The 15,113-nt window shown below is 41.8% G+C and carries 12 protein-coding genes; 3 read left to right on the top strand and 9 right to left on the bottom strand.

The features are described from left to right. Nucleotides 1-137: 137 nt before the first annotated feature. Nucleotides 138-1,124, bottom strand: a complete 987-nt coding sequence (locus ACYVIL_RS08545) for a zinc-dependent alcohol dehydrogenase family protein (protein WP_303476390.1) — start codon at nt 1,122-1,124, stop codon at nt 138-140. Between the two features lie 126 nt (nt 1,125-1,250). Here ACYVIL_RS08545 and ACYVIL_RS08540 point away from each other — a divergent pair, with 126 nt between their 5' ends. After that, entirely contained in the window at nt 1,251-2,144 is an 894-nt protein-coding gene (locus tag ACYVIL_RS08540) for a LysR family transcriptional regulator (protein WP_460312189.1), read from the top strand. Nucleotides 2,145-2,222: 78 nt separating this feature from the next. Then, entirely contained in the window at nt 2,223-3,227 is a 1,005-nt protein-coding gene (glpQ, locus tag ACYVIL_RS08535; RefSeq protein ID WP_303476395.1) for a glycerophosphodiester phosphodiesterase, read from the top strand. 54 nt (nt 3,228-3,281) lie between these two features. On the opposite strand, the gene ACYVIL_RS08530 is transcribed toward glpQ, so the two are convergent. Next, on the bottom strand, nt 3,282-4,145 hold the full coding sequence (locus tag ACYVIL_RS08530) for a flagellar protein MotY (protein ID WP_303476396.1): 864 nt from the start codon (nt 4,143-4,145) through the stop codon (nt 3,282-3,284). A gap of 204 nt (nt 4,146-4,349) precedes the next feature. Between ACYVIL_RS08530 and rnt the strand changes: the two genes are divergently transcribed. Continuing rightward, nucleotides 4,350-4,976 (top strand): ribonuclease T, encoded by a 627-nt coding sequence (rnt, locus tag ACYVIL_RS08525; protein WP_303476399.1) that lies wholly within the window; start codon nt 4,350-4,352, stop codon nt 4,974-4,976. Nucleotides 4,977-5,111: 135 nt separating this feature from the next. Here rnt and purF read toward each other — a convergent pair whose 3' ends face one another. From purF to ACYVIL_RS08490, 7 genes are all read right to left on the bottom strand, one after another. Next, nucleotides 5,112-6,638, bottom strand: coding sequence for an amidophosphoribosyltransferase (gene purF, locus ACYVIL_RS08520; protein WP_303476402.1), 1,527 nt, complete (start codon nt 6,636-6,638; stop codon nt 5,112-5,114). A gap of 9 nt (nt 6,639-6,647) precedes the next feature. Beyond that, the gene (locus ACYVIL_RS08515) at nt 6,648-7,139 is read right to left on the bottom strand and encodes a CvpA family protein (RefSeq protein WP_216050228.1); all 492 of its coding nucleotides are present in this window, start codon (nt 7,137-7,139) and stop codon (nt 6,648-6,650) included. Nucleotides 7,140-7,215: 76 nt separating this feature from the next. Beyond that, nucleotides 7,216-7,896 carry a cell division protein DedD gene (gene dedD / locus ACYVIL_RS08510; protein WP_303476404.1) on the bottom strand — a complete coding sequence of 227 codons (681 nt, stop codon included), beginning with the start codon at nt 7,894-7,896 and terminating at the stop codon, nt 7,216-7,218. Nucleotides 7,897-7,944: 48 nt separating this feature from the next. Beyond that, entirely contained in the window at nt 7,945-9,216 is a 1,272-nt protein-coding gene (folC, locus tag ACYVIL_RS08505) for a bifunctional tetrahydrofolate synthase/dihydrofolate synthase (protein ID WP_460312188.1), read from the bottom strand. Next, nucleotides 9,216-10,064, bottom strand: a complete 849-nt coding sequence (gene accD, locus ACYVIL_RS08500; protein ID WP_303476407.1) for an acetyl-CoA carboxylase, carboxyltransferase subunit beta — start codon at nt 10,062-10,064, stop codon at nt 9,216-9,218. The genes folC and accD overlap by 1 nt, the downstream gene beginning before the upstream one ends. A gap of 195 nt (nt 10,065-10,259) precedes the next feature. Further along, entirely contained in the window at nt 10,260-11,066 is an 807-nt protein-coding gene (gene truA, locus ACYVIL_RS08495) for a tRNA pseudouridine(38-40) synthase TruA (RefSeq protein WP_460312187.1), read from the bottom strand. A gap of 232 nt (nt 11,067-11,298) precedes the next feature. Further along, the gene (locus tag ACYVIL_RS08490) at nt 11,299-14,904 is read right to left on the bottom strand and encodes a FimV/HubP family polar landmark protein (RefSeq protein WP_460312186.1); all 3,606 of its coding nucleotides are present in this window, start codon (nt 14,902-14,904) and stop codon (nt 11,299-11,301) included. Nucleotides 14,905-15,113 lie beyond the last annotated feature (209 nt).

The raw sequence follows: 15,113 nt of genomic DNA, 5'->3' as shown, positions 1-15,113 counted from the left end.
AATCTCGCTTTCAAAAAGCATGTAAAGCAAAGAAACCATGCCCTCAGAAACCATGACAGTCATAAAAGAGCAGCCATAGTAGACGTAAGATGAATTCAGGCTAGGAACATCTAGCCTGAATCAGTATTAGCTGTATATTAGATTTCGATGACGACTTTACCTAAGCCTTTACCACTGGCTAATCGGTCGTGAGCTTGACTCACTTGTTCAAGACTATAATGATTTTCATCTAATACAGGAGTTAATTTTCCAGCTTCGATAATTTTAGTTAATTGTTTAAGAATCTGACTGTGCTCAGCGCGCTTATAGTTGTGTAACATTGGAATGAGCATAAATACCACATGCAAGGACAACCCTTTGAAATGCGCTTCCGTTAAGTCGATTTCAAGCATAGACACAGTAGTAGATACTTGCCCATTTAACGCTGCCGCTTTAAACGAGTTGGATAAATTCGCCCCGCCAACAGAGTCAAATACCACGTCAAAACCTGCATTGTTTGTGTGCTTAGCAACGTAATCTTCCACTTTTTCTGTTTTATAATTTATGGCTGTCGCACCCAGTTTTTCGATTAAGTTTAATTGTGCTTCTCCGCCGCCAGTAGAAAATACCTTAGCGCCAAAATAGTTTGCTAATTGTAAGGCAATATGTCCTACGCCGCCTGAACCACCATGCACCAATACAGACTGTTGGGCTTTAACGCCGGCTCGTTTGAGGCCTTCGTAAGCGGTGATCCCGCACAATGGAATGGCAGCAGCCTCTCTCATTGAAATGTTTTTCGCTTTAGGTGCGATTAAATTAGCATCTGCAACAATGTATTCCGCTAAGGTACCGGGTAAATCCGCCAAGCCACCTGCACACCCATAAACCTCGTCACCCACTTGGTATTCGGTAACCCCCTCACCTACAGCTTCCACTGTACCGGCAAAATCCATTCCTAAAATTGCAGGAAGTGGTGGCGCAATGGGGAATTCAGCCCCTAATTCACGCAGCATCGTGTCGACAGTATTAACACTGGTGGCTGCAATTTTAACTAGTACATGTCCAGATTTTACAGCAGGTTTAGCAACCTCTGCCGCTTCAAATACATCGCTGCCACCATAGGCTTTAATAATCATTGCTTTCATGTTCGACTCCTTATTGATTGATGAAACAAGTATATTCAAACAACATTAAATTGATAATAGAGAAATTTATTGAATGACTTTCTATATTTTGTTGATAATAATATACAATGAAGGAGAGCCATGAACATGAATTTAGATCATTTGAAATTATTTGTACGCATAGCGGCATTGAACAATATCAGTGCCGCAGGTAATGAACTTCACCTATCCCCTGCAGTATCGAGCAACTACATCAGTAAACTTGAAGAAAGTTTAGGCACTCGGCTGATCCACAGAACAACTCGCAAAGTATCATTAACAGAAGAAGGTAGAACCTTTTTACCCCATGCTGAAAACGTATTGATGAGTGTGGAATCGGCTATGGCATCCGTGGGCATTGGCAAAGTGACTCCCCAGGGAAGGTTGCGAATTACCGCACCCGCTTCATTTGGACGTATGCATCTAGTGCCTGCTCTGGCCGGCTTTCTCAAACACTACCCAGATATAGATATTGATCTTCGACTTTCCGATAGCATAGTCGATCTGGTTGAAGGCGGCTTTGATATTGCAATTAGAGACGCCTCATTAAAAGACTCTAGCCTGATTGCCAAGAAATTAGCGACAGATAAACGGATCGTCTGTGCATCACCCGATTACATTGCCGAGTATGGTGCGCCAGCGACTCCCGATGATTTGCAAGCGCACAGTTGTATTACCTTGGTCGGTTTAGATAACTGGCATTTCCAAACTGACGGTTCTACTCAAACGATTAAAGTGATTAGCAGGTTTACTACTGATAATGGTGAGGCCACAAGGGACGCCAGTGTAAATGGATTAGGCATTACCGTTGCTTCCACATGGAGCGTTTACCAACATTTAAAAGAGAAAACCCTTGTTCCTGTCTTATCCAATTACCCGCTATTATCAGAAACAGACATATGGGCGGTTTTTCCGAGTTCACGACTACTAGCGCCAAAAGTACGCGTATTTATTGACTATTTTACAGCGTATTTTGGTGATATTCCTTATTGGGATTTGTGACAATATTCACTGAACCTTCATATGTGAGTGTTATTGTTGACATAATTATTTGTGCAAATGAAACAGAGGTAGGAAGGTATGTCGTACAAATTTCCGTTGTTAATGTGGTTGTGCCTGTTTGGTACGCAACTTTATGCTAAGCCAACGATTATCGCCCACCGCGGAGCTTCTGGGTATTTACCAGAGCATACCATAGAAGCCGCCGTCCTCGCATTTTCCCAAGGGGCGGACTTTATAGAACAAGATTTGGTCTTAAGTAAAGACTTAATCCCGGTGGTATTGCATGATATTCACTTGGAAACCGTGACCAACGTCGAACAAGTCTTTCCTAAGCGTCATCGGACTGATGGTCGATATTATGCGTTTGACTTCACCCTAGAAGAATTGCAAACCTTAAATGTACATGAACGTACAACCCAAAAAGGCGAACAGGTTTACCCCCAACGTTATCATGGACAGTCACCATTCAAGATCGCCACATTTGAACAACAAATTAATTTAATTCAACAACTTAATCGTCAATTTAAACGAAACGTTGGCCTCTATGTGGAAATTAAATCTCCCCGTTGGCACCAAAAAAATGGTGCCGACCTTAGCCAAATAACACTCAATATCCTACGTAAACACGGTTTAGACAACCAAGACAGCCATGTTTACGTACAGTGTTTTGACTTTGCAGAAACCCAACGACTTAGCACTGAATTGCAGGCAAAGGTAAAACTCATTCAACTCATTGCGGAGAACAGTTGGCAGGAATCTGAGTCTGACTATGATTACTTAAAAACCAGCGAAGGCCTTAAAGCTATTGCTAAGGTCGCCCAAGGCATTGGGCCATGGATACCACAAGTATTCAATTTTCAACATAACAGACCCACAACTTTAGTTGCCAATGCTCACAAGGCAGGTTTGCTCGTTCACCCTTATACATTTAGAAAAGACGAGCTACCAAAAGAGTATTCATCCCAACAAACCCTAGAGATTTTATTTGAACAGTTAAAAGTAGATGGATTATTTACCGACTTTACCGATGAGGTAAAAAGCTATATCGATAAGCAGGTAAATGAGGTAAAGCCAAAAGGCTAAATTATTCTCGGGAAATAGCTCGCAAAACCAAATAGGCCCTGCGAGCTGTGTAAATTAAGGTTTGGCCATTCGAATAACAACGCGTCTGTTCTTAGCGCGAGACATCTTATTAGTGTTGGTGGCAGCATGACGACGCTCACCGTGTCCGGTGACCTCTATGCGATCAGGATCAACACCCATTTCAGTGAAATACGCTTTTATTTCTTCCCCTCGACGAATGGACAGCTGTTCGTTATTCCAACGACCGCCATAACTATCTGAATACCCGTCTAACAATACCAACTCAAGATCAGTATCTTCTTTGAGGTAATCCCCTATCATCTGCAAACGCTTCTTAGAATATTTGGTTAGATCTGTACTGTTACTGTTGTAACTCAATACAGTGTAAGCAATATCTTCAAATGCAAAGGGTAATAAATTGGCAACACACTCAGCAAATTCAATGTAAGGTTTTGCGAAGTTACTGGCATTCAACCCCACGGCTATACGATCAAAATCACTGTACCAATCTTGATAATAAAGGGTTGGCCAAAAGCCTTTTTCTAATTCGGATAACATTGTCCACGCCGCTTTTTGCGGTAGATCACTGTTGTATTGTTTACGAATGGGCATTTGTGCAATTTTTCGTTGCATTTGCCCTGGCATCCATTTGGGAGGCACAGAATAGACAGACGCCACCGAATAGGTGTTTGGCAATCGTAACATCTGCAGCTCAAACTCCATATTTAGCTGTTTCGATGCTGAGCTATAAAAAGCCGCCTCGCCGTAACCTGGTAGCTGATGACTTAAAGTACATTGTAAGCGACTTTTTTGACTGACCTGCCACTGAGAATCCTCAATAGGTGCAGCATAGTGTCGCAAGCTAGCCTGACTAGCAAAGCTTAGGGTTAAGCCCAAAAAAATCGCGCAGGTTTTCATATCAAACACAAATCCAGTAAATGGGGTTTATTCATAGTAGGTATCGACATTTGAATCAAAAAGTTTAATCCCCTAATGTGTATAGATAATAACCAACTACTACTAACGAATGCAAATGCTTACCAACATATTCACAACTGAACTGGTACAAGGCTGTAAAGGTTGACATAATAGCAAGCTATTTTGTCAATTAGTAAGGTTATCATGTCTGCGCCAATTCACCTGTTGAACCAACGATTTAGAGGGTACTTCCCAGTCGTCATTGATGTCGAAACAGCTGGATTCAATGCACAAACTGACGCTTTGTTAGAGTTAGCCGCAGTCACATTGAAAATGACAGCCAGTGGAGAGATAGAGATAGATAAAACCTTCCACTATCATATTAATCCGTTTGCAGGGGCCAACCTCGAACAAGCCGCCTTAGACTTTAATGGTATCGATCCCCAATGTGCTTTACGGGGCGCTATTGACGAAACAGAAGCAATTAAAAATTTATGTAAAGAAATTCGTAAAGAACAAAAAGCAGCAGATTGCCAACGTTCTGTAATTGTTGCTCATAATGCTGCGTTCGACCAAGGCTTTGTCAACGCCGCAATTGAACGGTGTAATATTAAACGCACTCCTTTCCATCCATTTGTATCATTCGATACCACTAGTTTAGCGGGTTTAACCCTAGGTCAGACGGTGCTTGTAAAAGCTTGTGAAGCGGCAAAAATTGAATTTGATCAGCGTGAAGCCCACTCGGCGCTTTACGACACAAAGAAAACAGCGGAACTATTTTGTTATATGGTTAATAAGTGGAAAGCCCTGGGTGGATGGCCCATTGAGTGAGCGATATTAACCATATAAATTTGACTTAGTTGGCAAGCAGTAGAGGTTTTTAAGGCGATAAAACAAAAGTGAGGCCGAAGCCTCACCTTAACGAATCTAATACTGGAAGGGATACCCTGCCCTAGCTAATATGCATTACTCATCAGAATCGGAATCAAGGTTGTGCATTTCCAAGTTACTCAACTCTGTTTGAATCATCGACTTTTTCGCCCCTTCAGAACGGGCTCCATCGACTCTTTCTAGATACACTTGGTCGATATCACCGGTAATGTAGTCACCGTCAAATACTGATGTTTCGAAGCCAGTGATAGCCGTGTTCTCGGCACTTACGGCTTCAACAAGATCTTGAATATCTTGGAAAATAAGGCCATCAGCTTTAATTAACTCGCTAATTTCGTCGATATCACGTCCATATGCAATTAACTCATTGGCACTGGGCATATCAATACCATAGACATTTGGAAAGCGGATTTCTGGCGCAGCTGAGGCAAAATACACCTTTTTAGCCCCTGACTCACGAGCCATTTCGATGATCTGCTCAGAGGTAGTACCGCGAACAATTGAATCATCGACTAAAAGCACATTTTTACCTTTAAACTCAGATTTGATCGCATTCAACTTTCGGCGCACAGACTTACGTCGCAAGGTTTGCCCAGGCATGATAAATGTACGACCGATATAGCGATTTTTCACATACCCTTGTCGATACGGCAAATCGAGTTCAATGGCTATCTGTAACGCTACATCAGAAGAGGTTTCAGGAATAGGGATCACCACGTCAATGTCTAAATCAGCCCATTCTTTAGCTATTTTTTGCCCTAGTTTTTTCCCCATATTGACCCTAGAAGCATATACGGAAATGCCATCGATAAATGAATCAGGGCGAGCAAAATACACAAATTCAAAAATACAGGGAACATTTTTAGGGTTTTGAGCACATTGTTTTGTAAACAATTCCCCTTCTTCGGTTACGTAGATTGCTTCACCAGGCGCAACATCACGAATAAAGGTGAAACCAACTGCATCTAAAGCTACACTTTCAGAGGCAACCATATATTCATCGCCCTGCTCGGTCTTACGCTTCCCTAATGCAAGTGGACGTATGCCATATGGGTCTCGAAATGCAACCATACCATTGCCGATAATAGCGGCAACTACAGCATAGGCTCCGCGAATTTTCTTATGTACATTAGCAATAGTGGTGAAAACATCTTCTGGGGTTAGGGTTAATCCTGCACTTTGTTGTAACTCATGGGCAAAGATATTTAGTAATAATTCTGAATCAGAGGTGGTATTAATATGCCGTCTAGCAATTCGAAATACCTCATCTTGTAAATCATGGGCATTGGTCAAATTCCCATTATGGGCAAAGGCGATTCCAAATGGTGAGTTAACGTAAAAGGGTTGCGCCTCTGCAGAGCTTGAAGAGCCAGCCGTAGGGTAACGCACATGGCCAATGCCAAACTGCCCCGTTAATCGCTGCATATGGCGGTTATGAAACACATCTCGCACCAAACCATTGGCCTTTCGAAGATGGAACATCTTATCATCAACAGTCATGATCCCTGCGGCATCTTGCCCACGGTGCTGAAGCACAGTTAACGCGTCATAAAGTGCTTGATTTACTGCACTCTTTCCAACAATTCCGACAATACCACACATGCAATTTACCTACTTATTCGGCGTTAAAAAACTGGAGTTATTTTGTATAAAACTAAAAAACCACTCAATAATAGGAGTGAATTCAGGCACTAATACCGACTCTATCCACCAAGAGGATTCGGAAGCAGTCGTAAAAGTATCTAAGAAGAACAAGGCTGCGCTAACAATCAGAATGCCACGAATAATGCCAAACACTGAACCTAGGGCTCTATCCGTGCCGGTCAATCCGGTAAATTGTACTAAGCGCGCAATTAAATAATTTATCAGCCCACCTAAAATTAGCGTACTGGCAAACAAAATCGCTATGGAAACGCCATTCCTGACCATTTGATCATCAAACTTAGTCATGTAAACAGCAAGGTATTCGTAAAATTGGCTAGCAATAAAAAAAGCGGCGAACCAAATAGCTAAAGAGATAGCTTCTTTAATGAATCCCCGTACCAAACTTATAATGGTGGAGACAGCGATAACGCCAATGATGGTGAAATCTATCCAATTCATAATGACCCGGTCATATTAATTGTTGGTTCGTTAAAATCGCGCGCATTCTATCAGAGATAGTATTTATTTCTAGTATTCATTTTACTGTGAATGGTGTGACTCGCCCTTGCAACTTAGTTAATTCCCTCAGCTGGGGAAGCGCATTTTGCAGTTTTTGTTTGTTTAACTCAGGTCCAACAAACACTTTAGTGAGTTCACCGGAACTCGTTTGCACCGGTCGGCTGAATGCTTGATAGCCCGCTTTTCGGAGTGTACTTAATAATTCACTGACATTTTTTTGGTGACGAAATACACCAAGTTGAACAACCCATCCGGCTTTTGCAAGCAGTCGACTGTCAATTTGACTGGGATTGGATTGGGCGTTGTTATTTATTTCGACTTTGTCTTCTACGGGACGATCAATTTCCCTAGAGGTGTTCTTATTCGCATCTGTATTTTCAGACGTTGTGTTACTCACAACATCTTGTTGTTTTACTGTCGATGACGGATCATCATTTTGTTCAACCTGATCAATTTCAAAATCATCTGTGGCCACGTCCGGTACTATTTCAACTTTTCGAGAAACTTCTTGTTTTACTTGCTCGACAGGAAATTCTTCAGTGTTACTGACGTTACTCATTTTAGGTTGTTCGGGGATCGACTCAAATTGGTCTTGGCTAGTTTGTTTTTCACCATCGAGCAAATCGGGCAGAAAAATCACTGCTAGTGCTACGACTATAATGGTGCCAACCAATCGGTTTTGAAGTGCTGAAGACAAGACGTTTCCTCTATTAAACCCATGCCAAGGTCATTCATTTAAATTGTATCAAGATGCTTGTATTACTTCACTCACGGTAAAAAATGAACCGAACACAATAATTAAATCATCATGTTTTGCATTTTTCTTGGCTTCATGAAGCGCATCAGAAACACTTTCAAATTCTACCACTTTTTGTGAGTCAGTGAGCACTGTTTTTAGTTGTTTACTCTTCGCACCTCGCGGCACATTGAGAGAAGCAACATACCAATTGGCATTCATGGATACAAGTGGCAATAAGCTTCCAGCAATATCTTTATCTTCTAACATAGCGACGACCAAATGCAATTGCTGGTATTTCAGTCGTTCTATTCTGGATGCCAACAACTCCGTAGCTTGGGGGTTATGGGCAACATCTAAGACTATTTTAGGATTGTGACTTATTACCTCAAAACGGCCAGGTAGCGTGGATTGGTCGATTAACTCTTTTAGCTTGTCTTGATTAGAAGGTAAATGTCCTAACACGCTTAATACTTGCAGTGCAGTTGACGCGTTCTGCATAGGAATTAATGGTAGTGTTAAATCACTGAACTGGTTATCAGCGTTGTACCAACACCAATTGGTTTCACAATCTTTGTAGCCAAACTCTTTACCTTGCCAGTATGGCTGAGCTTGCCGCTTTTCAACTGCCGTAAAAAGGGTTATCGGCGGATCGGGTTCGCCAATGACCACGGGGATATTATCGCGCATTATACCCGACTTTTCCGTTGCAATGAGTTCGCGGGTATCCCCTAAATAGTCTTGATGGTCTAGGGCAATACTCGTTATGACTGCGATATTAGGATCAACAATATTTACCGCGTCGAGTCGCCCACCTAACCCCACCTCCAACACCACAAAATTAGGTTGATGGTTAGCAATTAATACCAGCCCTGCTAAGGTGGCAAATTCGAAATAAGTCAAGGATACATCACCGCGAGCGCGTTCGACTTGCATAAACGCATTCACATGCGCTTGTTCACTCAACATTTGACCATTGATACGCACGCGCTCGGTATAGTCAATGATATGAGGAGAACTATAAACTGCAACACTTTGTTGCTGAATCAGTAGACCCATTTCTATCATTCGGCAAGTAGTGCCCTTACCATTTGTTCCAGCAACAGTTATCACCGTACTGTTCGAAAAATCTAATTTTAATCGGGCATAGATTTGTTGGCTGCGGGAAAGACCCATATCAATTGATTTGCTATGGATCCCTTGTAAATATTCCAGCCATGTAGAAAGTGACCAGGACAAACTAGGTTTGTGCTGGTCTTCTGACGATATGTTATCTGTCATTAATGGGGCTGTGAATGTAGCTTTTTCAGTAAGCTATGAACGGTATCGCGCATTTGGCGACGGTCAACAATCATATCGATTGCACCTTTTTCCACCAAGAATTCACTGCGCTGGAAACCCTCGGGTAAGGTTTCTCGCACCGTCTGTTCTATCACGCGTGGTCCGGCAAAACCAATCAAAGCTTTAGGCTCAGCAATATTAATGTCTCCTAACATCGCCAAACTGGCTGAAACACCACCCATAGTCGGATCGGTTAAAACCGAAATATAAGGTAACCCCTTTTTACTCATACGAGCTAAGGCTGCACTAGTCTTGGCCATTTGCATCAATGAAAACAGCGCTTCTTGCATCCGAGCTCCACCACTTGAGGAATAACACACCAATGGCATATTATGTTCTAAACAAGCTTCTACCGCTTTCACAAATCTGGCACCAACTACAGATGCCATGGAACCACCCATAAATGAAAACTCAAATGCTGCACACACAACAGGCATGCCTTTCAGTTTACCTTGCATCACAATCAACGCATCTTTTTCTTTGGTTGCTTTTTGGGCGGCAAGTAGGCGATCTTTATAACGCTTAGAATCTTTAAATTTCAAGACATCTTGAGGCTCTAAGTCGTCACCAATTTCTTTGCGGTCAGCCTGATCAAGAAAAGCGTTAATTCTCGCACGAGCGGTAATACGCATGTGATGATCACATTTTGGACAGACTTCAAGCTGCTTCTCTAATTCGGTTTTATATAACACCGCTCCACAAGATCCACATTTTGTCCAAATCCCCTCAGGCACATTGCTTTTAATAGAAGACTGGGTCCGCGGTAATATTTTTTGTATCCAACTCATTCAATTCATCCTAATTGCAAAAATTTGCGCTTTATATGCTGCTATTTTCACCAAAATCATGATTAATATCGCTTTATCGACAGCTTATCGACGTAAAATATCTATTCTCGCCATTAAAACATAGTTTACTCTTGGGAAGAAAACAAAACTGGTCTAAGAAGTGGCTTTGCTGTTTCTAATTTGGTTTTTTCACTGCTAGAAAAACGCCGGTCCCAATGGAATCTCTGGGATCCCAAAACGCTCAGGGTAAAGCACATCCACTAAATACAAACCATTTGGCTTGGCTGTTGCCCCTGCTTTTGCTCTATCTTTTTGTTCCAGTAACGTTTTCATCCACTCAACCGGTTGTTCTCCACTGCCTATAACAGCAAGACTTCCGGTAATATTTCGAACCATATGGTGTAAGAAAGCATTTGCTTGCACATCAATCATAATGTACTGGCCACGCCGTGTAACCTGAATATGCTCGAGCCTTCGCACAGGTGAATTAGCTTGGCATAACGAAGCCCTGAATGCACTAAAATCATGCTCACCTACCAGACATTGTGCCGCTTCATGCATTTTTTGATGATCGAGTTGCGTATACATATGTGTCAAACCACCAGCCAGTATTGCAGGACGAAAGGGGTTATTATAAATAATATAACGATAACGACGACCTACTGCAGAAAAGCGGGCATGGAAGTCTGGGCTCACTTGTTTGGCCCATTTGACGGCGATATCTTTGGGAAGATTGGTATTCACGCCCAAAGTCCAACTGCGTTCGGGTCTAGAGGCAGGTGTTTCAAAATGCACTACTTGACCTGTGGCATGAACTCCTGCATCCGTTCGACCTGCACATAATACGGCAACGGGATGATTAGCAACTTTGCTTAACGCTTCTTCTAAATGCAATTGTACACTAGTGACTTGAGATTGCCGCTGCCAACCGTGATAGTTTGTGCCATCATACTCAATCCCTAACGCGATTTTATTTGTTTGCTGCTGCTCCACTGAGACCATTTTCCTTTAAAACTGGAAGGGGTTAATAAGCCACCTTGAATAGGATCTATCTTTCGCCACAATCAAGAGCTTACGAGAAATGGTTGGGAATGAATCTTTATGAACCTGAAACTAACCTCTATGGTTTACATATCTTAATCAGCACAACCAAAAGCCCGCCATTGTAATGAATTTCGGCGAACTTTTCATAGGTTGATTGCACTTTCAATTTAAATATTTTACGTAAACGTGTTTATTCAGCCAATTTAGTAAGCAATTCTTGCGCTTCTAAGCGTTGGGATTCATCGCCTTTACTAATGACTTCTTCCAGTAACTCTTTAGCCGCGTCAATATCGTCTGTTTCCAAATAAGCTTGCGCTAAATCTAATTTTGCACCTATGCCATTATCACCATCAACATCTACCTCATCAGCCTCACCAAACCCAGCATAGGATTCAAAGGCCGCAGCAAGGTTCAATTCTTTATCGATTTCCTGCGTACCCTCTGCTTCGATACTTTCATTAATCAAGTCATCCACATCCAAAAAGTCGTCTTCTGATTGCTGGTCAGACGGCGTTTGTTGTGGTGAAGCTGTCATATCAGCATCATTTAATAAGGCATCAAAATCTAAACCGCTATCCACGTTTGATAATGTATTTTCATCATCAATTGATGGTAGATCTTTAGGGTTATCTTCAGTTGTATCTATGCTATCGAGTAACTCATCAAAACTCGTCTTTTCAAGCTCATTCAGAGAGTTACTTTCTTCGGCTTCTTCAGAAGACAGCCAGTCACCCAACCCGGGTAAATCGTCTAATTCAACATTTTCTGACTTATCCGTGCTTTGCTTTTCAACTAGGTTGTCTTGCTCAGCCAAATAATCTTCATCAAATGCTTTTAAAGCTTCATCTAAATCAGCATCATCGAAACCATCTGAACCTTCTCCTGACAAGCTATCTATATCATCGATACTTGGAATTTCTTCATCAAAATCAGAGAGAACCTTTTCGATATCATCTTCTTTATCGATGGGAATGATCTGCTCTAGCTGCATGTCATCTGAGTCTTCACTTGGTGTGAAGTTATCATCTCCAATTTCAACATCAAAGCTAGTTGCTTCTGACACAACCTCTTGTTCAAATTCATCTAGTGCTTTATCGAGATCCTCAATTTCATCACTTTGTATTTGTTCAACTTTGTTTTCTGAGTTTTGCTCGGTAGTTAAATCGACTGCTGTTTCTTGTTCATCTACCGTTTCGGGGCTATCTACAAGATTTTGTTCTTCTGTGGGATCTTGAACCCCTTGAGTCTCTTCAATTTCTAGCGGCTCTTCAGCTTCATTTAGCACATCGGCTAGTTCTGACTGAACATCTTCAGGTTCCGGAGGTAATGCAGAACCAGATTCAGTTAACTCATCTATTTTTTCCGATTTGTCATTTTCAAACTCAGCTAAGAGTTCATCCGCCGAAAGCGACTCTACGCTGTTATCTTCAACATTTTCTTGGTTAAGTAAATCATCTATGTCGTCAACATCTTGGCTAAGGACTTCGTCCTCTACCTGACTTTCATCCAAAGGAGTATCAGCACCATTCTCTGGAGCTTGTGCGTCTTCTGACGGGTTAACCGGCTCGTCAACATCTTGGCTAAGGACTTCGTCCTCTACCTGACTTTCATCCAAAGGAGTTTCAGCGCCATTTTCTGGAGCTTGTACGTCTTCTGACGGGTTAACAGCTGCCTTAACATCTTGGTTAAGGACTTCGTCCTCTAGCTGACTTTCATCCAAAGGAGTATCAGCGCCATTTTCTGGAGCTTGTACGTCTTCTGACGGGTTAACCGGCTCGTCAACATCTTGGCTAAGGGTTTCGTCCTCTACCTGACTGTCATCCAAAGGAGTTTCAGCGCCATTGTCTAAATCTTGTGGGTCTTCTGACGGGTTAACCGACTCGTCAACATCTTGCTCAATGACGTCTTGTTCAACCTCATCTTCTTCGATGGCATCGAAAAGCTCATCAGCAATATCCAGTTCTTCACTGTCATCATCAATTACATCTTCAACAAGGTCTTCTTCATCTAGATTTTCTGTTAGGGAATCTAATTCCTGAATCCCCATCTGACTTTCCGCAGGCGTAGGTTCTTCTAGGGTTTCAGGTTCTTCATCCAGCATTCCCCCCATTTGCTCTAATTGCTCGATTTCATTGAGCAATTCATCGGTAATATTATCTAACTGGGCATTTTGCTGATGAATTTCTTTATCAATATTTTGTAGCATTTCCTCATTCATTAAATCTGAATTATCAGAAACAATGGAATCTACTTCCTGTTCTGTTTGAGGTTGCTCAAGTAATTCATCGATACTAATTTCAGGCTTATCAGGTTCATCATCAATAACAGGGGGTTTAATTTCAGGGGTAGATGATTCCGTCGCCTTTGCAGAGTCCTCAACTGTTGACTCGCTTTGTTCAACTTTATCTTCAGGCGTATCACTATCTAAATCGGGTAACTCGCCCAAGCCATCAATTTCATCATCGGCAGTATCGTCTTGGTTAGATTCGGCCAAATCTAACTCATCTTCTTCTGCCCCTTGCTCACTGTCTTGTTCCGCGGTTGAGTCAGCTTTGGCATCCGACTCTCCTTCAGTTAACTCATCACCAATGTCAGCAAGTAAGTCTTCTTCATCAAACAGATTGTCAAGATCATCTTCTAGAACACTATCACCTTCTGCAATCTCGTCTTTAGATTCCTCTATGACTGGGTCTAAACTGTCGTCGTCTAAATCATCAAAGGCTTCAAAACTATCTTCACCAGTTTCATCTAATGACTCTTCTAATTCTTCTGACAATACATCATCTAGAAGATCATCTTCTCCGAACAAATCATCATCACTGTCTTCTAGTTCTTCACTTAATTCATTGGTTAAGGCATCCGCTAGATCATCCATTTCATCACTTTGCTCGAGGATAGCGGCGTGATTTTCATCAAGTATAGGGCCAGATTCTGTTTCCGGTCGCTTTCTGCGAATTAGCCACATTGCAAACGCGCCTAGCAAGCTAATAGTGAAAAGTACAGACAGTAAAATAAGAAACAGCGGATCGGTTAACCAGGCAAAACCACTGCTTTGCATTTCCGCTTTGCGTTGATTCTCTGCTTCCCGGGAAATGGCTAAGAGTTCATTTTGCAATGCCAACATCTGATCCATTTGCACTTGCAACTCTTCATCTACCCGCCCTCGTAGACTACCAATTTCGGTATCAACCGCATCTAATCGGTCAACGAGTTTACGATTTTCATTGAGTAAGGTTTGAACACTTTCAATTGACTCGGCAAATTGCTGCCGAATTGCCGTAAATTGGCGATTTTGTTCCGCGTCAAGTGCACTTAGTTTTTCTTCAATGACTTGTTTCGTTTCCGTTAAGTCATCTTTACTTGCTGCCTCTTGAGAAGTCTTTACGTTAACTTGTTGTGTTTCGCCTTTAGTGAAAGCGCGCCAAGCACTATCGTCTTGTTCAGCTTTCATCTGCGCGGCTTTAGGATCGATTCTAGCAACATAACGTTCTGAGGGAAGTTTTAGAATGCTGCCATCAACAAGATGATTAAAATTCTGATCTTCAAATGCGTCAGGGTTGAGTTGATAAATGGCCTGCATCACTTGATACACAGACAGATTCTTATTTTGACGATATCGACTGGCTATGCGCCATAAGGTATCTTCCGGAACCACCGGCCCATAGGTTGTGCCAGAAAACTCGGCGGTATTACTTTTAGGACCTCTAATTTGAAGTTGTTGAGCATCAACAGTGGCGCTAATAGACCAAAGTCCTACGCTGGCAAATAGTAAAAACGCTACCTGTCGCACATTCATATAATTAAGTCATCGCCCTGTAATAATTATTATTTTTTGCTCACTAAAATGTGACCAATTGCATAAAAATTAGTATTAAAAATCCGTCTCTAATCAATAACCTTTAACTCGCACCTAGAAGTGCTAAGTTAGCATAGAGAATCATAAAATAAGGAATAAGCAAAACTCATTCCAAACTATTGTTGTTAATATTCATCGATTAACACAAA

It is taken from the genome of Aliiglaciecola aliphaticivorans (genome assembly GCF_054782055.1).
The sequence above is the reverse complement of the archived record's forward strand: the minus strand, read 5'-3'. Positions and strand labels throughout refer to the sequence as shown.